We start from the raw sequence: 21,015 nt of genomic DNA on the forward strand, positions 1-21,015 counted from the left end.
ATCGCCGTTTTGAGCCATTTTTTTGTTGGCATTGGAATTGCTGTTCCCTGAGTCCTTATCAACTTAGGGAGGAAAAAATGCAAAAAGCAAAAATGCTTTTCTCTGCATCCATGATGCTTGGTCTTATCGGCGCAACCGGTACCGCTTTGGCCGATGACCGGTTCACATCACCGTTTGGACCTGATGATCAAATCGGGGCAGCGAACTATCTCACTTCGGACGTAACACTTGCAGCCAGTAAGCTGATTTCCGAAGGCAAGGTCTATTCACTGGGGATGGAAATTTCACGTGATACGCCGGCCTTTGCACCACGTGGTGTCGCTGTGACGGTTTTCTCGCCTGGACAAAGCGGCAACAAAACAATCGGCAGCAATGCAGGAACCTATAACGATGACATGTTCACCGGCTGGCTCGGTGTCGGGACACAGATTGATGGTCTGGGCCATCTGGGTGATCATCATACCTATTATAACAATAACCACGCCGAAGACATGGTGGCAGCAACCGGCCTGACCAAGCTTGGTATTGAGCATGTGCCGCCGATGGCAACACGCGGTGTCTTGCTGGATGTTGCGGCGATCAAGGGTACCAAGCGTTTGGAAGGCGGCTATGTCATCACCCTTGAGGACATCATGGCGGCTCAAAAAGCGGCCGGTACCGAAATTCGCAAGGGAGATGTGGCTCTGATCCATACCGGATGGCTTGATTTGGTCGGGAAGGACAATGAGCTGTACGGAACGACCGAACCGGGCCTTGGTCTGGAAGCAGCGGAATGGTTGGCAAATCAGGGTGTTGTCGCCGTTGGCGCCGATACATGGGGGCTTGAAGCTGTTCCCCATGAAGATCCAAGTGCTTTCTTCCCGGTCCATGTGAAGCTTCTGGCAGAAAACGGTGTCTATATTCTTGAAAATATCGTCACCCGGGACCTGGCCGCAGACCGGGCGCACGAGTTCCTGTTCGTTCTCGGGCAGGCCAAGCTTAAGGGCGCTGTACAGATGATCATCAACCCGGTTGCCATTCGTTAAGCCGGTCTGATCATTTTGATAACTTTAGAACCGGCGGCCAAGCGACCAAACAGGCCGCCGGTTCTTGTGCCGCGATACAAACCGAAGTTTGCAGACGGGCAAATTAATAAACGCTGCGATAAATCGCCTCGATTTCCTTGGCGGTCATGTCGCGCGGATTGCTGTCGATCAGGCGATGGATTTTGGTAAAGACTTCCTCAGCCATTTCCGGCAGGGACTCTTCGGTGACGCCAAGATCGCGCAGGCGGATTTCAAGACCGCTGGCCGGGACCATTTCCTCGATCCGTTTGACAAACGCCTCGGCGGCGGCGTCTTCGCTGTCGAAATCGACCCCTTCGATCAGGCACGGAGCGAGTTCGGCATACAGTTTTTTCGCGGCAGGCAGGTTAAAGCGGATCACCTGCGCCATGACCAGCGCATTGGCATGACCATGCGGGATGTGGAAACGCGCGCCAAGCGGATAGGCCAATCCATGAATGGCGGCAACCGATGCATTGGCAAACGCCATCCCGGCAATCAGCGATCCCTGCAACATGGCAGAGCGTGCTTCCTTGTCGCCCGGATTTTCAATCACCTTCATCAGGTTCTTGCCAAGCAGCAAAAGGGCGGTGACCGCCATGCCATCGGCAATCGGGTTTTTGCGTGTGCGGCTGGTATAGCCTTCGATCGCATGGACCATGGCATCAAGGCCCGTGGCCGCTGTGACCTTTTGCGGCAGGCCATAGGTCAGTTCCGCATCAAGAAGGGCGATATCGGGCATCAGTTGCGGGGTGTAGACAACCTGTTTGAGGTGGTCGTTATCTGTAATTACCGACACCCATGTAACTTCTGATCCGGTCCCGGCGGTGGTCGGGATCTGGATCAACGGTAGGCGGTCACCAGTTGCCTTGTCCACCCCATAGATCTCTTCGATGGTCTGGTCGCTGTTGGCAAGCAATGCAACCAGCTTGGCACTATCAAGCGAGCTGCCGCCGCCAAGACCGATTACGCCATCCGCCTTCCAGTCACGTGCCCCGGTAATGGCGGCTTCGACAATTTTCTGGGGCGGGTCGGCTTCGACGTCAGAAAATACCTGAACCGCGATACCGGCGGCCTCAAGTGCGTCTTGCGCCTTTTGCGCAAAACCCAGTTTGACGATGCCCGGATCGCAGACAATGGTGACACGGCTGGCGCCGAGTTCCTTCATCAGGATACCGGTCTTGGCAATGCCACCGGCTTCGCAGACGACGCGTGGCACGCTTCGGAACATGAAACTCATGATGTGTCTCCTTATCCGGGATCAGTTGGCATTCCCGGCGAGACCGCCGAGGCACATATATTTAATCTCGACGAAGTCATCGACGCCGTATTTCGACCCTTCGCGGCCGATGCCGGATTCCTTGACCCCGCCAAACGGGGCTGATTCGGTCGAAATGATGCCTTCGTTGATGCCAACGATGCCGTATTCAAGCGCCTCGCCAACCCGCCAGATGCGGCCGATATCACGGGCATAGAAATAGGCCGCCAGACCAAACGGCGTATCATTGGCCATGCGAATGGCGTCTTCTTCGCTGCTGAACTTGAACAGTGGTGCAACCGGACCAAAGATTTCCTCGGAGAAAATCCGCATATCCGACGTAACCCCGGTCAGAATGGTCGGGGTAAAGAAGTTGCTGTCGGGCTTGGCCCGGTCACCACCCAGAACAGCCTTTGCTCCACGTGAAACGGCGTCTTCGACCAGTGCTTCGACCTTTTCAATCGCCTTGGCATTGATCAGCGGGCCCTGGGTGATGCCTTCTTCGGTGCCCAAACCGACACGCAATTTGCCAACGGCCTCGGCCAGTTTGGCGGCAAAGGCGTCATAGACACCTTCCTGAACCAGAATGCGGTTGGCACAGACACAGGTCTGACCGGCATTGCGGTATTTCGAGGCAATCGCGCCTGCAACGGCCGCATCCAGATCGGCATCGTCAAAGACAATAAACGGTGCATTGCCGCCAAGCTCCAGGCTGACTTTTTTGACGGTATCAGAACATTGACGCATCAAAAGTTTGCCGACCTGGGTAGAGCCGGTGAAGGACAGCTTGCGCACGATCGGGTTGGCAGTCAGTTCACCACCGATTTCCGCCCCGTGTGATGCGGTGACGATATTGATTACGCCATCGGGGAACCCGGCGCGTTTGGCCAGCTCGACCAGTGCAAGCGCGGTCAGCGGGGTATCTTCCGCAGGTTTGATGACGACCGTGCAACCCGCGGCAAGGGCCGGGGCACATTTGCGCGTGATCATTGCCATCGGGAAGTTCCATGGCGTAATTGCGGCAACAACACCAATCGGTTGTTTGACGGTGATGATGCGTTTGTCCGCCCCATGCGACGGGATAACATCGCCATAAATGCGTTTGCCTTCTTCGGCAAACCATTCAAGGAAGGACGCGCCATAGGCCACTTCGCCGGATGCCTCGGCCAGGGGTTTGCCCTGTTCGCGGGTCATCAGCAATGCAAGGTCGGCCTGTGCCGCAATGCAGAGGTCAAACCATTTACGCAAAACATTTGCACGTTCCTTGGCGGTTTTGGCCCGCCAAGTTGGAAGGGCGGCATTGGCGGCATCAATCGCACGATTGGTTTCGGCCGCGCCCATATCGGGCACATCGGCAAGATGTTCGCCGGTGGCCGGGTCAACAACCGCAAAGGTCTTGCCGCTGTCGGATGCAACCCATTTGCCGTCGATATGCCCCTGGGTTTGCCAAAGGCCAGTATCATTTAGCTGGATGGTCATGGTGGCTATTCCTTTTCGTTACAGCACGGCGGCATAAATCGCGCGGGCGGCGTCGAACGTCATTTCACGCGGGTTGTTGATCAAAAGGCGTTCCACCTTCATCGCATCGGTCGCCAGCATATCTAGATCGCTTTCCGCTACGCCGACTTCGCGCAAGGTGCGGCTGAACGGCATGCGTTCGACCATGTCGGTCATGAAAGCAATGAAGCGATCACAGGCAGCATCGTCATTAGCGAACTTTTCATCCGGCAGAATGGCGCGGGCAAGTTCGGCATATTGTGATACGGCCGCATCCCGGTTGAATTTCAAAACCTCGATCAGGACCAGCGCATTACTGTGTCCATGCGGGACATGGAAATGCCCGCCCAAAGGATAGGCAAGGGCATGAACAGCTGCGACCGGGGCATTGGCAAAGGCCATTCCGGCCAGCATGGACCCCTGAAGCATGGCTTCACGCGCTTCGCGTGACGGGGTGGCAGAAACCGCATCATCAATATGGGCGGTCATCAACTGCATCGCGCGGATGGCAAGTCCGTCCGACAGGGCATTTTTCTTGTGCTTGGTGGTGTAGGCCTCAATGGCGTGCACCATGGCATCAATGCCGGTCATGCCCGTGATCGGGGCCGGAAGGCCCATGGTCAGCTTGGCATCAAGCAGTGCGACATCGGGATAAAGCAGGCTGGACACCACACCCTTTTTCTCGTGCGTTGGGGTGGTGACGATCGAAATCGGCGTGACCTCCGAACCGGTGCCCGCCGTGGTCGGCACCTGAATAAGCGGCAGGCGCGGGCCCGTCGCCAGACCGATGCCATAGATCTCGTCAAGTTTCTGACCCTTACCACACAGAAGGGCGACCAGTTTTGCGGTATCAAGCGATGAACCGCCGCCAAGGCCGATGACGATATCGGCCTTGAAGTCACAGGCACCCTTGACCGCGGCAAGGATGCTTTCCTCGGGCGGGTCTGCCCGAACATCGGTCCAGAGCAGGGTTTCAATCCCGGCTTCTTTAAGGGCTGCATAAGGGGCGTCGATCAGGCCAACCTTCTGCAAGCCCGGATCGGACAGGAGAACGGCGCGTTTCGCGCCGTTCTCCTTGCACAGGGTGCCGAGTTGCAAGGCACCGTCGAACTCGCAGATGACGCGAGGGGTGGTTTCAAACACAAAGTCTGACATGGGGACCTCGTCTTTTGACATGTCTGTTATCGGGGCTGTCGTCGGGATCAGGCGGTTTCCAGTTCAGCCTTGGAAACGGTGCCACGTTCGATGCGATAACTGCCCGCCACCAGATCGGCGGAGTGGCTGTCATCAGATTCAGAGATCAGCACGCACAGCCCGCTGCTGCCAAGATCGGAAATGACTTCCGACAGGCGGCGTGACAGGACGGGTGCGACCCCTTCGAACGGTTCATCGAGCAACAAAAGATTGCGACCGGGCATCAATGCACGCCCGAGCGAGACCAGTTTCTGCTGACCGCCGGAAAGCTGCAGCGCACGGCGATCCCGGAACTGGGCGATTTCCGGCAACAGGTCATAGACCCATTTCAACCGTTCCTCGGCGTCCGCAATACCGTTGGTCCAGGCCGGAAGAAGTATGTTTTCCTCGACCGTCAGGGACGGGATCAGACGGCGATCTTCGGGCATATAGCTGATGCCGGCTTTGGCACGGGCAAAGTCAGCCATCTTGCGCAGGTCCTGCCCATCAAAGGTGATGGTGCCCTGATCTGCGTCCAGAAGGCCCATGATGGCGCGCATCAGCGTGGTCTTGCCCGCCCCGTTATGACCAATCAGGCCAAACATTTTGCCGGACGGCACCGAAAGCGAGACATCGCGCAGGATCGGAATATTACCGATCGATACATCGAGATTACTGATTTCCAGGGTCATGATGCGCCATTCCCTTGTTTGGTGGTGGGACGATGGCCGGTCACAAGATCGCGGACCTGCTGATCGGCCAGAACAGCCGCAGGTTCGCCATCAGCAATGATTTCGCCGCTATAGAATGCCAGAACGCGCGAGACATAGCGTTCGACCACATCCATGTCATGTTCGACAAACAGCACGGTCACGCCATGCTGACGCACGGCATTCATGACCGTATCCATCAGGTCGGTTTTTTCATCCACGCTGACACCACTGGTCGGTTCATCAAGCAGCAGCATCTGAGGATTGCCGATCAACGCCATGGCGATATCAACCAGTTTACGCGCACCCTGCGGAACGGCGGTTACCAGTGAATCGCGATAGTTTTCGACACCGAATTCCTTAAGGATTTCCTCAGCCCTGGCAATACGGGCATCGCTGCGAAGGGGGCTTAGGAAACTCGGACGGGCGCTTTCGGCAGCAGCCAGCGCGACAATCAGGTTGTCGATCACGGTCATTTCCGGGAACAGCTGCGCAACCTGGAAGGAGCGCGCCATGCCGGCCCGGGTGATCGCACGCGGGGAATGGCCCATGATGGACTTGCCGTTAAACAGGATCTCGCCGCGTGTTGGCTTGAGATAGCCAGTCACCATGTTGATGAAGGTCGTTTTGCCAGCCCCGTTGGAGCCGATCACACCAACGACTTCACCCTTGTTGATCTGAACGTTCAAATCCTTTGCGGCGATGACCGCGCCGAATTCCTTGTTCAGCGAACGTGTTTCAAGAATGCAGGTCATGCCCGTTCTCCTGTTTTTTCACGGCTGACCAGGCTCCACAGCCCTTTGGGCAGGAAGATAATGACCGCAAGCAGCGTGAAACCGAGGATCATCTGCCAGGTGTGGGGAACGAATTCGATGGCGTAGGTCCGCACGAACGAGAATACGATGGCCGCAATAAACGGTGCCGCCACGTGGCCCAAACCACCCAAAAGCGCGATGAAGACAAATTCGCCCGACGTGGTCCAATAAGCCATCTCTGGATCAACGTGGCCGGTGGCAAGGGCCGTCAGACCGCCGCCAAGGGCCGATACCGCCGCCGCAGCAACATAGTTGCCATAAAGCAACCAGCGCGGCGACAGACCAAGATATTCAACACGGACTTCATTTTCGCGAACGGCCTCGCAAATGACGCCAATGCCTGCCTTGGTGTACCGATGGATCAGAACAGCAACGATCAGACCAGAGACCACAGTCATGGTAAAGACGGTGTGCTGGCTGCCAGCGCCTGCTTCGGGGGCCCAGCCAAACAGGGTCCAGTCATGAACGTTAAAGCCGTCCGTGCTGCCCAGTTCCTGACTTTTGACAAGGATGCCAAACAGGATCATCGAAAATGCCAGCGACAGCATGGCAAAGAAGATTTCGCGATAGCGCGTCAGCAACAGACCCAACAGCATGGCGACAACGATTGCGACAAACATGCCAAGTGACAGGGCAGCAATCGCATCATGAATGCCAAAGAACTGGCCGCCCATGCCAACGGTGTAACCACCGATGCAATAGAACAGGCCCTGACCAAAGGATACGAGGCCGGAACGCATCTGCATGACGACGCCCTGGACGACAAGTGCCTTGGCCAGTGCGATGGTCAAAAGGAAGATCAGCCAACCCGGCGAAACGAAGCCGAACAGAACGCAGGCAAGCGCGATCAGTCCGAGCGAGATTTCAGTTTTATCAAGACGCATGTCAGATTTTCCTCGCCAAAGTACGGCCAAACAGGCCTTCGGGACGGAACGCCAGAACCAGTGACATCACGCCGTAAATGACGAACAGTTCGAATTCAGGGGCATAGTGAACGGCCGCTGCACGGCTTAGCCCGACCAAAAGGGCACCAACAGCGGCCCCCCCGATGCTGCCAAGGCCACCGATAACCACCACGGCAAAGGCCAGAACGATCACTTCGATGCCGATCCCCGGCACGACAGAGATCGCAGGCGCAGTCAGCGCACCGGCAAGTGCGCCCAGTGTTGTGCCCAGAACGAAGGTGATGGTGAACATCAGTTTCACGTTCACGCCCATGGCAACCGCGATTTCGCGGTCATGGATCACTGCACGCAGGACCTTGCCCTGGTTGGTGCGTTCAAGCCACGCCCACAGGCCAAGCCCGAGCAATGCGGATACCCCGACCAGGGCGACGTCGTAATTGGAAACCTTAAGCAAGCCGAGCGATGTTCGCCCAAGCTCGGAATAAGGCTGATAGGCAAAATATGGGCTGACACCCCAGACGATTTTCATACCGTCTTCAAGAATCAGAAGAAGGGCATAGGTAATGATCACCATCAGGATTTCGTCGCGGCCATACATGAGGCGCAGCAATCCGCGTTCGACGATCACACCGACAATCAGACCGGCAACCAGCGCGGCACCAACCAGCAACAAATAGCTGACCCATGCCGGGCCCATGCCGTTGTTGAAATACCAGCCAACCAGTGACGCTGCCGAATAGGCGCCGATTGCATAAAAGCTGCCATGCGCCATGTTCAGGATGCGCATCACCCCGTAAATCACGGTCAGGCCGGCAGCCACAAGAAACAGCCACGATGCATAGATCGAGCCATCAATCAGGACGGCAAGAAGACTTGTCATCACAAATATCCAGTGTGCAGGGAAAGGGGCGGACATCCCAAGGGAGACGGGATGTCCGCAGGATCAGGAAGCTCTGTGAAACAGAGCGGGCAACTTAGTTACACTTAGCGCCCGGGAAGCCGTCTGCGATCCAGTCCGCAGCAGCAACACCTTCCGGGGGTGTTACGCATTCGCCATCAAACGAAACAGCGTTCTTGATCGAGGCAACGCCATCTTCGTAGTGGTATTCACCATAGGTGATACCCTGCATGGCCTGATGACCATTGCCGCGTGCCATTTCAACCGTGCCCGAAACCGACTCAAAGGTTGCACCTTTCATCGCAGCAGCAAGTTGCTCTGCCGACGGGATTTCCTTATCGGCGACACCGGCATTCTCGGCGGCATACTTCAGACCCAGGATCGCCTGGGCCATCTTGGTTGCCGGATAGACCGGCTCAAGGTCATAAGCGTTCTGATAGACACCCTCAAACCAGGTGTTCAGTTCGTTGTCCGGGGCAAACTGGCCAAACGGGCCACGTGCACCGATGATCATGCCGTTCGGGGCCTGATCCTTGTAGGTGGCAAAGGATGCTTCGCCGCAGGTCAGAAGGCCGGTGGCGTCTTCAAGCAGGCCACGGGCATTTGCCTGCAGAACCAGGGCTTCCATGTCACCACCCCAGAAGGAGCTGTGAACGATTTCCGGGCGTTTCACGGACAGGGCAGAGATTTCTGCACCGTACTGACCCTGATAGATTTTCGGGAACTGTTCTTCGACAACTTCTGCTTCAGGGAGGAGTGCCGATGCAGCGGCGGTGAAGTCAGCCCAGCTGTCCTGACCCCAGGAATAGTTCTGCTGGATGCCGGCAAGACGGGTAACGTTCGGGCGGGTCGCGGCAAGGTAACGTACAGCACCGATGTTATCGACAGATGCGTCAAGACCGGTACGGAACATGTATTGCGCGTCCGGGTTATCCGCAAACAGACGGGGAGTACCGCAATCATATGCGATGGTGAAGGTTTTCAGTTCTTCGGCAACCGGTGCAATTGCCAGGCAGTCACCCGAAGAAACATAGCCGATGACGGCATCGACTTTCTGACGCTGAACAAGGTTGCGATATTCTTCAACCTGCTTGGTTGCACCACCGGCTTCGTCGATGATCACGGCTTCGATTTCGGCGCCATTGATGCCGATCTTGTCGTATGGTGCGGGCAGGTTGCCCTTGTTCAATTCTTCAACAAGAACCTTGGCGGCATTTGCCGACGGAACGCCGAACGGACCAGCTGCCGGACCGGACAGGAAGGTCACGATCCCGACGCGGAATTTGCCGTTCTCAGCGGCCGATGCAGAACCGGCTGCGCCAGCTGCAAGGGCAAGCGCTGCGACGCCCGATACAAGGTATTTGCTGAATTTTGATTTATTGTTCTTCACTATTTCCTCCCTTGGGAAAGGTCATGGAGTTGGCGGTGGAACTGCCTCCGACCCGCCGGCCACGGCATCGCGGCGACGTTTGACCATCTCTTTTGATGGTTTGAGGTCTTCGGCATCGTAGATCGCCCAGTTCCCCACCATCAGTTTCGATGGCGGAAAGTCTTCGTTGTGGACGACCGTGCCCACGGCTTGCGCCTGGACAATCTGGTGAGTTTCGGGGTCGATATATGATGCAAAGCCCGGCGGATCTTCGGGCAGGGCCAGTTGCAATCCTTCAAGTGCGGTGATGAGCGCGCGGTCATCGTCAACGCCGCCAGCCTTCTCAATGGCGCGTGCAATGGCGATGATCCCGGTATAGGCGCCTTCGGCCGCATAGGTCGGATAACGCCCGGTCATGTCGTGAAACTGTTTGACGAACCGCTTGTTACGTCCGGTGTCGGGCCAGTTATTGTGATGGCGCGCTGACAGGATCAAACCCGGATAGGGCTGATCGCCAAGGGCCATCATCACATCGTAATTGGCTCCGGTATCGAAATTGGCAAGACGGGTGGTTTCAAAGAAACGGGTTGATGCCGCCTGTTTGATAAAGGCGATGAAGTCCCCGCCCCAAAGGGCGGTTACGACCACGTCGGCCTTCGCCGATTGCAGGGCGTTGATATAGATCGAATAATCCGGCTCATAAAGCTTCGGCCACAGATCGCCGACGGTCTCATATTCGACGCCCAATTCATCAAGGGCGAGTTGCAGATCCGTCCAGGAAACATGGCCGTAATCATAATCCGGTCCGACAAAGGCAAGGCGTTTCCAGCCGGTTTCCTTTTGCAGATCGCGTAAATAACGCGCACCGGCGGCCATCGACGTCCAGCTGTCATTGGTAACGCGGAAGTAATAATCGTGACCGGCCTCGATGCTGAGCCGCGATGACGCATGGTCGGTACCGACCATGATGATCTTTTCGTTCTTGGCGAGATCGCTTACGGCGTGGGCCACACCCGATGACACGATGCCGCAGAAGAACTTGGCATTGTCATTGGTGATGAAATCCTGTGCCAGACGGACTGCATAGGATGCCTTTGATCGCGGGTCATCGGCGATGACGCGCAGATTGGGCACATCCAGGCCGGATTTAGCTTCGGCCTCCAAGTCCTGAAGGGCGATCTTGATACCGGAAATACTGTCGCGGCCATAGGTGGCCGACCGTCCGGTCATCGGGTACAAACAGCCGATGACAGCATCTGCGTTCTGGGCAGATGCGCCCAGCTCAAAACGTTCTGCCTGTGCGGTATTGGCCGCAAACAGTACGAACGTGGCTACAATAATGGTGATGCACCCGGAAACCGGGTGTTTGAACATCTCCATGACTTTCCTCCCTGCGAATGGTTGTTCCATCCGCGTTTGTACCTTTGTCTCGCTATTCCGCAAAGGCTGTGCCAGTTGCGAAATTTCGGCGCAAAGTCAGGAAAGCCGCGCGATTGACCGTTTTGGGCCGAAATCATGGAGCGGTCTTGAGCGCGAATTTGAGCGTTAGGCGCTCAAACAGCAAAACACCCTTGAGCGGAAACCGCTCAAGGGTGCATCGGAAATGCTTCGGGTTGGGGATACGTTATTGCAGGCCCAGCCTTTGTAGTCGGCGTTTCAGGGCATGACGCGAAATACCAAGTATTTCTGCCGCACGGCCTTTGTGACCGTCGGCCTGATCAAGCGCGTCTTGCACCAGATGACGCTCGGTGTTGTCCATGCGGTCCTGCAATTGCGCATTACCATCCGAAACTCCGCCATGCAGATCATCCGGGTTATCATCCGTGACGTGGAATTCAGCTGGCAGCAGGTCCGGCGAAATCTGTTTGGACGGATAAAGAATGGTCAGACGCTCAATCAGGTTTTTAAGTTCGCGCACATTGCCGCGCCAGCGATGGTGGCGCAGCAGATCAAGGGTTGCATCGTCAAAATGGATCGGATGGCACCCTTCGGCCTTGGCCTGATGATCGGCGAAATGGTAGACCAGTTTGATAATGTCCTCGCCGCGGTGGCGCAGGGCCGGAATATCAATGGTGATGACATTTAACCGGTAAAACAGGTCTTCACGGAAATTGCCCAGACGGACTTCCTCGGCAAGGTCGCGGTTGGTCGCGGCAATCACGCGGACATCGGCCGATGCGGAATGTTCGCTCCCGACCGGGCGATAGTCGCCGTTTTCAAGGAAGTGCAAGAACTTTGCCTGCAGTGCCAGTGGCAATTCGCCGATTTCATCCAGAAACAGACTGCCACCATCGGCAAGACGGACAAGGCCGGTGCGTTTCTGATGCGCACCGGTGTAGGAGCCCTTTTCGGCACCAAACAGTTCGCTTTCGATCAGCTGTTCTGGCAGGGCGGCACAGTTGACTTCGATAAAGGCGTTGGAAGCACGCGGGCTTTGGCCGTGAATGGCACGCGCAACTAGCGCCTTGCCGGTCCCGGACTCCCCTTGCAGCAGGATGCGGCTGGCACTGCTTTGTGCGACACGGTCGATCGTTGTGCGCAATTCGCGCATCGGCGCGCATTCGCCAATCAGACCGTTGGTCGGGACATTGCGCTTGCGGTGGTAATTAAGCTCAAGTGCGGTGCGGTTCTGATCAAGGGTGGTGTTGATCGTGTGGATCAGCTCATCAAGTTCGAACGGCTTGCTAAGGTAATCGGCCGCACCGAGTTTGACGGCCTTTACCGCCGCACGGGTATCGCCATGGGCCGAAATCATGATGACGGGCACGTCGATATCAAGTTTGCGGATGCTATCAAGGACCTCCATGCCATTGGCACCGGGCAGGCGCAGATCAAGCAGGATGATATCGAACTTGTTTTCACGGACTTGCAAAAACGCATCTTCACCGGAATGGACGCCGGTGACATCCATGCCTTCGGTACGAAGCGCAAAGCTTAGTGATCGGACGAATGATTCCTCATCATCAACGATCAGAATCCTGATCTGGCGGGGCATTTTTCGATGTTTCCTCCTTTGAAGTTTCCGATTTCGTTGCCGGGAACTTCAATGTGATTGTCGTGCCCTCTTGCGGGGCACTTTCAATATTGATTGAACCGTTATTTGACTCGACCAGTTGTTGGCTGATTGTCAGGCCAAGTCCGGTTCCTTTGCTTTTCATGGTAAAAAATGGCTGCACGACGTCAAGCAAATGCTCTTTGGGGATGCCCGAACCATCATCGGTGACGCGGATCTCGACCTGATCCTTGTGGCGTTCTGCGCGCAGGCTCACCGTGCCACCGGGCTGGCAGGCCTGAATGGCATTGATCCCGATATTTAGCAGGATCTGCAGCACCTGATCCGGGTCGACAAAGATCGTCAGGCGGGAATCGCCGCTGGTGTAAAACCGCACCTGGGCCTCTTCGGCGACCGGGGTCAGGACGCGCGATGACTGTCGGAACAGATCCCGTATTTCGGTTTCCTGCGGGCAGGCTTCACCGGGTCGGCCATAAGCCAGAAGATCATTCACCACGCGTGACAGACGATCAATCTGGTGGCCCATATCATCCAAAAGTGTTTTGCGCTCGCCATCGGGCTCCTTGCGCACAAGGGCCTGAACGGTGGTTTTCATGGTGGCCAGCGGATTGCGGACCTCATGCGCGACACCGGTGGCAAACTGGCCCAGAACGGCAAGTTTTTCGGCGCGTACTGTCCGATCAATCAGGTCTTTAAGCTGCCATGCCATGGTGTTGAAGGCCTTGGCGACCGTGCTGATTTCATCGCGACGGCGACCTTCGGGCAGGCGGTAATACAGATCGCCCGACGCAATACTGTGTGCCCCCTGAACAAGCGTATCGACCCGCCGCCGCAGGCTGCGTGACAGGGCAAAAAAGATCGCCAGAATAACCACAATGATGACGGCGGCTGTCACCGCTAGCCAAAAGCGCGTTTCATCAATCGGTTGCAGGATGGTGCCCGGTCGAACACTCATCACAAGGTTCCATCCCGGAAGGATGCTGGGGCCTTCAATTAGCTCGCTAGTGACCTCGGTCGGGCGCCCGGTCGCATCAAGAACAATGCCGCCCGGCGTGCGCAAAAGCGGATCAATCACGCCCGATACCCCGGCACTTGCCAGAAGCTCGGTTAGGGATGCCAGACGCACATGCAGGGCGACAGACGTGTTCTGCCCCAGACCGGTATCGCGAATATGTGCACGCATTAAAATCCAGCCGGAATTACCATTTTCAGGCAATTTGGGGCCGATAAACTCAATGCCTTCATGTTCGACACGTGGAAGGCCGGAAATATCCCAGCCGTTTTTCGACCAATAAGGCGGTCCCGACGCGGCTTGGCCTGCGACCAGCCGATCAAGATTATCGTACCAGTCAAAAAACAGCACACCATAAAGGTCGGGTGAATCTGCCTCCACCCGAAGCAGCGTCAGGGCCTCTTCCGCCTGTGGGGAGTTCGGCGCTTCAATAAAGGCCGGCAGGGCCGGGTGGTTTGACAGGGTGACCAACTGATAGATGCGCGCATCTAGAAAGGCAGAAAGCTTGTTTGACGTCGCCGCGACCTGCGCACTGAGCCGTTCGCCTGTCAGACGGTCAATCAGTTCATTGGAAAAGCGCTGATAAAAGAAACTGAGTGCCAGAAGCGCGCACACGACAACACCGACCGATAACAAGGTATATCGGCCAACAAGGCTTAGTCGTTGATTTCGGGACCAATGAAATCCGGCCAAAAGCGTTCCCTTGAATTAGGACTCGGTTCTCGAACTATAAATTGGCCCACGTGCCAAAGAAACGTGTTTAATTTAAATGCTCGAGTTTGACGGCGAGGAGGCATCCATGGCTTTAGGGATGCGCCATACGTGCGGTGCTGCAGGCGAGTGTCACAGCACCCCATTCCATTGCCTGCGCCAGGCATTTCTCATAGCGACTGGTTTGATCGGCTGAAAGTCGATCCGCCAGTTCCGTCCAAAGTGCCACGCCATAGGTTGCTGCGCTGATCTGCATATAATCGTGGGCGAATTTTTCAGGCGTATCGCTGGCGATGATTTCTGATGTCATCTGTTGCCAATATGCCAAAAGTTGCTTTGCCAGCTCGCTATCGCTGCGGGTGCCCGCGATCAGGTCGCTGATCAGGGCCTCGAACGCCTTGGCACTTACGCCGTCCTTGTGGCGGGTCAATCGACCGGCAAGGGTCAGGGCATGAATGCCGTTTGTGCCTTCATAAATCTGGCAGATGCGCGCATCGCGAAGTGTTTGTTCCACCCGGTATTCTCGCAAATAACCATAACCGCCAAGCACCTGTATGCCGATCTGGGCAGCTTCAACCCCGGCATCGGTGCAGAACGATTTGCAAATCGGGGTCAGGAATTCGATCAGGTCGAAATTTGTACCGGTCTCCATCAACGCAAAGGTCTTATAGGCCATCAAGCGGCCGGTCATCGCCAGCATGTCCTGACGGGCCAGCATGCGCGCAACGTCGTGATGCTGATCAATTGCAATCGGTTGGCCGGTGTTTCGGTCACGGCCCTGCTTGCGCTCCGCGGCATAACTTTGCGCGATGTGATGGGCGCGGGTGCCATGTGCCACCCCCTGCAAGGCGACATCAAGGCGGGCATGGTTCATCATGGTAAACATGCACATTAACCCCTTGCCAACCGGGCCAATCGGGGTGGCGATTGCGCCATCAAACACCAGTTGGCAGGTGGGGGAGGCATGCAAACCCATCTTTTCTTCGATCCGGGTGACCGTGATGGCGTTGCGTTCGGTCTCGCTCGAATGTGACGGACAGAGAAAAAGGGTCAGCCCCCGAACCCCGTCTTCGCGGGTGCCGGTCCGCGCCAGAACCAGATGCAGGATTTCATCACTCAGATCCTGATCCCCACCGGAAATAAAGATCTTCTCCCCGGACAGAACCCAACTGCCGTCTTGTTGCGGGCTTGCGACCGTGCGGATATCTGAAAGGTCCGATCCTGCTTGCGGTTCGGTCAGGCACATGGTGGCAAGGTGGCTGCCCGATGCCAGTTTGGGAAGCCAGGTCTGGCGTTGGTCATCGGTGCCAAATTGCGCAATCAGCCTGGCGGCACCAGGGACAAGTCCGGTGACCATCTGAAACGAATGACAGGCCCCGGCCAGTATTTCGCTGATCGCGCCACAGACGGTGGCCGGGGCGCCCTGACCACCAAATTCCTCGGCCAGTGAAATCGATTGCCATCCCTGTTCGACATAGGCCTGATAGGCGTTGCTGAAACCCGATGGCATCCGGACCCGGCCATTTTCGATCCGGCAGCCTTCCTGATCGCCCGGCTCGTCAATCGGGGCGATGACGTCTTCGGCAAAGCGGGCAAAATGATCCAGAATTTCGCGGGTGATTTCCGCATCAAAGCCGTGTTCCGCAGCACCGTTTTCATCGCTGGTCACTGACAGGGCAAACAGAATATCGTCAATCGGGGCTTTGAAGGGGATCACGGCGGCGTCTCTTAAACTTGCGTTTCCTGATGGAGTGTCAGGCGGATAACCTTGTTTTCTGACAAGGCGGCCTTGACCGCATCGGGCACGGGAACAGCAACCAGACTTGCCGGGTTGTCCGGGTTGGCACGGCCCCAGACGCGGGTTTGCGATCCTTCAAGCAAGGTGGTTTCACCCAGCGTAAAGCGATGGGAAAGGTCAAACGATTTGCCGCCCCAGCGTGATACTTCGACATGATGCACGATCAAATCCCCGACCCGGGCAGGGGCCATAAAACTGGCATCACCACGCACAAGTGGCGTTCCGCGAAAATCGGCATCCTTTGCGATCATGGTGGCAAGGTCGAACCCGGCAACTGACAACAAGGCAAGAAGGCCGCCTTCCATCCAGTCATAAAAGTTCGGGTTATAGACAATCCGGGCCGGATCGCAGTGACCCCATTCAACACGGATTTCACGGGACAGTCGCAACATTGAACCTTACCTGATCTAAGCGTTATTTGACCTGCTGAATACGGATCAGCATCTCTACAAGGTGCGCGCGTTCTTCGGGATCAAACCCTTCCAGAAGCTTGTCTTCGTGTTTTTGAACTGCACGGCTGGCCTCAAGGAAAAGCTCGATCCCCTTGGCGGTGGTGCGCAGCGCATAAACGCGACGATCGGTTGGCACCTTGTTGCGCACGATTAATCCGCGCGCCTGAAGTTCATCGACCATGACGACAATGTTCGACCGTTCCATGGCAAGGGATCTGGCCAGATCGGTCTGACTGATGTCTGGGTTTTCATTGATGATGGCAAGCGCACTATAGGTCGTCGGCTTCAGATCAAGATGCGTCAGACTGGCGACAAAATCGCTATGGATCGACATATAGGCACGCTTGAGGTTATAGCCGACAAAACCGCGCAGCGGACTGTCGGGCGACAATCCGGCAATACCGGTATCCGTATCGTTCTTCTTCTTTTTGTTTGCTTGCAACGGTGTCTCCATCTTTTTGGACGCGGCTATCCTGTGACGATATCCACCAGCCAGAATGTCAGTACCGGGAACGCGACAATGATCGCGATGCGCAGGCACTCGACCAGCAGGAAAGGCACCGCCCCGCGGAAAATCTTGCGGGTCGGAATGTCGGGTGCCATCGCCGATATCATAAACAGATTAAGCCCGACCGGGGGTGTGATCATCCCCAGTTCGACAACAATCAGGGTGATGATACCAAACCACAGCGCCTGATGGGTCGGATCCATCCCGAAATCCATCGCCATGAAGGCCGGGAAAAACACCGGCACGGTCAGAAGGATCATCGACAGGCTGTCCATGATGCACCCCATGACGATGTAAAACAGGATCACCACCATCAGAACCGTCATCGGGGCGATCCCGGCCGTGCCGACCCACTCGGCGGCCATGGTCGGCACCCGCGTGAGGGCAAGGGCGACATTGAAAAGATCCGCACCAAAAATGATGGCAAAGATCATTGCCGTGGTCCCGGCAGTCTCGATCACGCATTCAAAAAGGCCCTTGATCGAAAGGCTGCGCATCAAAAAACCGGTCAACGCAATCAGGACCACACCAACAGATGCCCCTTCGGCCGGGGTGAAGACACCGCCATAAATCCCGCCCAGAACGGCAATGAAAACAAGCGCAACATGCCAGATCCCGCCAAGCGACCTGATGCGTTCGCGCATCGGAAGTCCGGCATGTGCTGGGCCTTCTTCGGGGAACAGGCGAACGTAAACGCCAATCGCCAGAATAAAGCCAAGCACGGCCAGAAGCCCCGGAATGGTCGCAGCCAGGAACAGTTTGACGATGTTTTGTTCGGTCAGAAGGGCGTAAATGATCAAAACCACCGATGGCGGGATCAGAATGCCAAGTGTGCCGCCCGCGGCAAGTGTTCCGGCCCCAAGTGCGCCGGAATATCCGTGGCGCCGCATTTCGGGCAGGGCCACCCGGCCCATGGTGGTTGCGGTCGCAATCGAGGATCCGCAAATCGACCCAAACGCCGCACAACCGGCAACCGATGCCATGGCAAGTCCGCCCCGCCAATGACCAAGCCAGGCATTGGATGCGGTAAAGATTGCGCGGCTGATACCGGTTCTGGTGGCGATCTGCCCCATCAGGATAAACAGCGGAATGACGGCAAGGTCATAGGAAATGTATTTATCGACAATCGCGGTCTTGAGATAGGCCGACAGCGGCAACCATCCCGACAGGACCACATATCCGCCCGCCCCGACAACGGCCATCGCCAATGCAATCGGCATGCGCAGGAAAATAAGCGCCAGCAGGACGACGACCATAATGATGCTGATTTCAACCGGGCTCATTGTGGGGCATCCGTTTGCGATGAGGTGGTTGGGCGAACAAATTGTTCGATCACGTTCGACAAGGCGGTCAGGGCTGAAAGCCCAAGTCCGAACAGTGCGAAGCCGTAGATAATCCAGGTGGGCATTCTCAAAAGCATGCTGCGGTCGTTATAATCAAACATATCAATCAGGCCGTATGCGACCCGCCAGGAAATAATCACCCAGCCACAACAGAACAGGATCTCCCAAAGTTGATCCAGAATGGTGCGGGTGCGTTGGGGGAAGGCCATGCTGAAAATGTCGACCATGACATGGTTGCCCTTGCGCTGGCACAACGGCAAAAACAGAAATGCGGCAATCCCGCATCCCATTTCGACAATTTCAAAGTCACCACGAATGCCGCCAATGCCGATATATCGCATCGTCACTGACAGCGTTACCGTGACGGCGACAGCAAGCATCACTGCACCCGCAACAGTAGCGGATGCAATGCAGGCACGATCAACAAACTGACCAAGAAAATGAATGGGCGCAGCGCGATTGCCGCGCCCATTGTGATCACGGGTGGCTCCTGACATGTCAGGCGGTCTCGGCGTCGATCAGCTGATTAAGGCGATCAATCATCGCCTTGCCATCATGTCCGGCATCATTGAGCGTCTCGATCCATTCATCGACGACCGGCTGGGTCGCAGACTGCCAGCGTTCAATTTCGTCTTTGGGAATCTCGACGAACTTGTTGCCGCGATCAGCACACATTTTGTAGCCAACCGATTCAAAGCTATCGAACTGTTTGCCAATCTGGCGTGACAGGTCGATACCGGAATTGGCATCAATCACTGCTTTCAGATCATCGGGCATATTGTCATAGGCATTGCCCGCCATCAAAAGCGCAAACGAGTTGGCATAAAGACCACGTCCGCCTTCTGCCGGGGCGCAATGCACCGACGTCAATTCATGAAGTTTGAAGGCCGGAACCACTTCATAGGGCAGGCAGGTGCCATCAATCACGCCATTGGCAAGGCCGACGGCCATTTCCGTGACCGGGAAGAAGACCGGCTCAGCACCCAGAATGGACAGGGCCTTACCAACATTCTGGTTCGGGGCGCGGATTTGCAGGCCGTCAAGATCCGCCTGATTTTCAATCGCCTTGTCGCGCATGTGGAACTTGCCACCGGCATGAACATGATAGGCCAATGGCTTCATGCCGCGGTATTCGTCCTGACCAAACTCATCCATGAACTTGTGCATGGCAACCGATGTTGCCTCGGCGGTTGTCACCATGAAGGGCAGGCTCAGCGTTTCGGAAATCGGATAGCGACCCGGCGTGTAGACGGTCAAGGTCCAGGCGATATCCACAACGTTGTTTGCCACCTGTTCGGCAAGCTGCGGTGGTTTGCCACCAAGCTGCATGGCCGGGAAAATCTGAATATCGATACGGCCATCGGACTGTTCGCGGATGGTCTTGGACCACGGTTCGAAGAACGCCTTGTGCATCGGGGCCACCGGCGGCAGCATATGATGCAGACGAAGGGTGACTTCGGCTGCGCGTGCCTTGCCAATGATTGCAGGGGCTGCAAGTGCGCCGCCCATGATGCCGAGCATCTGGCGGCGATTAACGGAAAATCCTGACATCGAACGTCTCCTCACATTATGGGCGCACCGGTTTTTTGGGTGGCCCTGTTCCTTCCTGATTGTTCTGGCGTCCGCTTTGTGCGGTTTCTTGCCGATCCTTGATCTTATGGTATGCGATCTGATGGCCGCAATTATCTGCGGCTCTGTTATAGGCGGTTACTTGAAATTAGGTGCACGTTTTTCAAGGAACGCCTTCAATCCTTCCTGTGCATCTTCGCTGGTTTGCGTCAGGGCGGCACACAGGCTTTCGGTAAACAGGCCATCGGTTTTCGCCATGTCTTCGATCCGTGACAGGGCCTGGATCATGACATAGTTCGAAAGCTGGGCGTTTTCGGCAACCGTATTGGCAAGTTCGATGGCCTTTGCTTCGGCGGCTTCCTCGCTGTCACAGACGTAGTGGGTCAGGCCAAGGCGAAGGCCGTCTTCGGCGTTGTATTTGCGCCCGGTCAGCATCATCTCGATCATGCGATCCGCGCCCAGAATCCGGCCGACCCGGACCGATGCGCCGCCGCCAACGAAAATGCCACGGCGTCCTTCGGGAAGCTGGAAAAAGGCGGTTTCATCGGCAATACGAATATGGGTCGCACTGGCCAGTTCAAGGCCGCCACCGATGACCGCCCCCTTAAGCAACGAAATCACCGGCAATCCACCATACTGGATCATGTCCATGATGCGGTGCCAGTTGCGTGAATGGCGCATCGTATCGGCGGCATTTCGTGCAACATGCTCGGCCAAATCAAGCCCGGCTGAAAAATGCCCGCCTTCACCGGCAAGGATGACAACCCGGACCCCTTCGGGTGGATTGGCAAAAAACGCCTCAAGTGCTGCCATCAAAGTATCGCTGACCGCGTTACGCTTTTCAGGTCGCGTGATGGTCAAACGGGCAATCGATCCGTTGATTGCGACGTTCAATACGTCATTCGCGCCGTTGGTCATGTTCTTGTTCCTTACGTAAAGCA

At 56.3% G+C, this 21,015-nt stretch carries 19 protein-coding genes; 1 reads left to right on the forward strand and 18 read right to left on the reverse strand.

All coding sequences use genetic code 11. The features are described from left to right. Positions 1-77 precede the first annotated feature (77 nt). Positions 78-1,025: a cyclase family protein gene (locus TH2_RS08080; protein WP_008889923.1), complete on the forward strand. Its 948-nt coding sequence runs from the start codon at positions 78-80 to the stop codon at positions 1,023-1,025. A gap of 103 nt (positions 1,026-1,128) precedes the next feature. Here the strand turns inward: TH2_RS08080 and TH2_RS08085 are convergent, their stop codons facing one another. The 18 genes from TH2_RS08085 to TH2_RS08170 form a co-directional block, all read right to left on the reverse strand. After that, positions 1,129-2,283: an iron-containing alcohol dehydrogenase gene (locus TH2_RS08085; RefSeq protein ID WP_008889924.1), complete on the reverse strand. Its 1,155-nt coding sequence runs from the start codon at positions 2,281-2,283 to the stop codon at positions 1,129-1,131. Positions 2,284-2,304: 21 nt separating this feature from the next. Further along, entirely contained in the window at positions 2,305-3,780 is a 1,476-nt protein-coding gene (locus TH2_RS08090; protein WP_008889925.1) for an NAD-dependent succinate-semialdehyde dehydrogenase, read from the reverse strand. Between the two features lie 18 nt (positions 3,781-3,798). Then, positions 3,799-4,953 (reverse strand): iron-containing alcohol dehydrogenase, encoded by a 1,155-nt coding sequence (locus tag TH2_RS08095; protein ID WP_008889926.1) that lies wholly within the window; start codon positions 4,951-4,953, stop codon positions 3,799-3,801. A gap of 47 nt (positions 4,954-5,000) precedes the next feature. Next, positions 5,001-5,663 carry an ABC transporter ATP-binding protein gene (locus tag TH2_RS08100; RefSeq protein ID WP_008889927.1) on the reverse strand — a complete coding sequence of 221 codons (663 nt, stop codon included), beginning with the start codon at positions 5,661-5,663 and terminating at the stop codon, positions 5,001-5,003. Continuing rightward, complete coding sequence (locus TH2_RS08105; RefSeq protein ID WP_008889928.1) at positions 5,660-6,436, reverse strand: ABC transporter ATP-binding protein; 777 nt, start codon at positions 6,434-6,436, stop codon at positions 5,660-5,662. Before TH2_RS08105 ends, TH2_RS08100 begins: the two co-directional genes overlap by 4 nt. Then, on the reverse strand, positions 6,433-7,380 hold the full coding sequence (locus TH2_RS08110) for a branched-chain amino acid ABC transporter permease (protein ID WP_008889929.1): 948 nt from the start codon (positions 7,378-7,380) through the stop codon (positions 6,433-6,435). The genes TH2_RS08105 and TH2_RS08110 overlap by 4 nt, the downstream gene beginning before the upstream one ends. A 1-nt stretch (position 7,381) precedes the next feature. Beyond that, the gene (locus tag TH2_RS08115; RefSeq protein ID WP_008889930.1) at positions 7,382-8,281 is read right to left on the reverse strand and encodes a branched-chain amino acid ABC transporter permease; all 900 of its coding nucleotides are present in this window, start codon (positions 8,279-8,281) and stop codon (positions 7,382-7,384) included. A gap of 94 nt (positions 8,282-8,375) precedes the next feature. Beyond that, a complete protein-coding gene (locus tag TH2_RS08120; protein ID WP_008889931.1) occupies positions 8,376-9,689 on the reverse strand; it encodes an ABC transporter substrate-binding protein in 1,314 nt (437 codons plus the stop codon). A 21-nt stretch (positions 9,690-9,710) separates the two neighbouring features. After that, a complete protein-coding gene (locus TH2_RS08125; RefSeq protein ID WP_008889932.1) occupies positions 9,711-11,048 on the reverse strand; it encodes an ABC transporter substrate-binding protein in 1,338 nt (445 codons plus the stop codon). A gap of 244 nt (positions 11,049-11,292) precedes the next feature. Beyond that, positions 11,293-12,663 (reverse strand): sigma-54-dependent transcriptional regulator, encoded by a 1,371-nt coding sequence (locus TH2_RS08130; protein WP_008889933.1) that lies wholly within the window; start codon positions 12,661-12,663, stop codon positions 11,293-11,295. Beyond that, positions 12,632-14,386: a sensor histidine kinase gene (locus tag TH2_RS08135; RefSeq protein WP_008889934.1), complete on the reverse strand. Its 1,755-nt coding sequence runs from the start codon at positions 14,384-14,386 to the stop codon at positions 12,632-12,634. Before TH2_RS08135 ends, TH2_RS08130 begins: the two co-directional genes overlap by 32 nt. Before the next feature lie 112 nt (positions 14,387-14,498). Continuing rightward, positions 14,499-16,121, reverse strand: coding sequence for an acyl-CoA dehydrogenase family protein (locus tag TH2_RS08140; protein ID WP_008889935.1), 1,623 nt, complete (start codon positions 16,119-16,121; stop codon positions 14,499-14,501). Between the two features lie 11 nt (positions 16,122-16,132). After that, on the reverse strand, positions 16,133-16,594 hold the full coding sequence (locus TH2_RS08145) for an acyl-CoA thioesterase (RefSeq protein ID WP_008889936.1): 462 nt from the start codon (positions 16,592-16,594) through the stop codon (positions 16,133-16,135). Between the two features lie 22 nt (positions 16,595-16,616). After that, positions 16,617-17,096: a MarR family winged helix-turn-helix transcriptional regulator gene (locus TH2_RS08150; protein WP_157193935.1), complete on the reverse strand. Its 480-nt coding sequence runs from the start codon at positions 17,094-17,096 to the stop codon at positions 16,617-16,619. A gap of 26 nt (positions 17,097-17,122) precedes the next feature. Next, entirely contained in the window at positions 17,123-18,445 is a 1,323-nt protein-coding gene (locus TH2_RS08155) for a TRAP transporter large permease (RefSeq protein ID WP_008889938.1), read from the reverse strand. Then, positions 18,442-19,002 (reverse strand): TRAP transporter small permease, encoded by a 561-nt coding sequence (locus tag TH2_RS08160; protein WP_008889939.1) that lies wholly within the window; start codon positions 19,000-19,002, stop codon positions 18,442-18,444. The genes TH2_RS08155 and TH2_RS08160 overlap by 4 nt, the downstream gene beginning before the upstream one ends. A 1-nt stretch (position 19,003) precedes the next feature. Next, the gene (locus TH2_RS08165) at positions 19,004-20,056 is read right to left on the reverse strand and encodes a TRAP transporter substrate-binding protein (RefSeq protein WP_008889940.1); all 1,053 of its coding nucleotides are present in this window, start codon (positions 20,054-20,056) and stop codon (positions 19,004-19,006) included. Between the two features lie 156 nt (positions 20,057-20,212). Further along, a complete protein-coding gene (locus TH2_RS08170) occupies positions 20,213-20,992 on the reverse strand; it encodes a crotonase/enoyl-CoA hydratase family protein (RefSeq protein WP_008889941.1) in 780 nt (259 codons plus the stop codon). Between the last annotated feature and the right edge of the window lie 23 nt (positions 20,993-21,015).

Source organism: Thalassospira profundimaris WP0211, assembly GCF_000300275.1.
Taxonomy (GTDB): Bacteria; Pseudomonadota; Alphaproteobacteria; order Rhodospirillales; family Thalassospiraceae; genus Thalassospira; species Thalassospira profundimaris.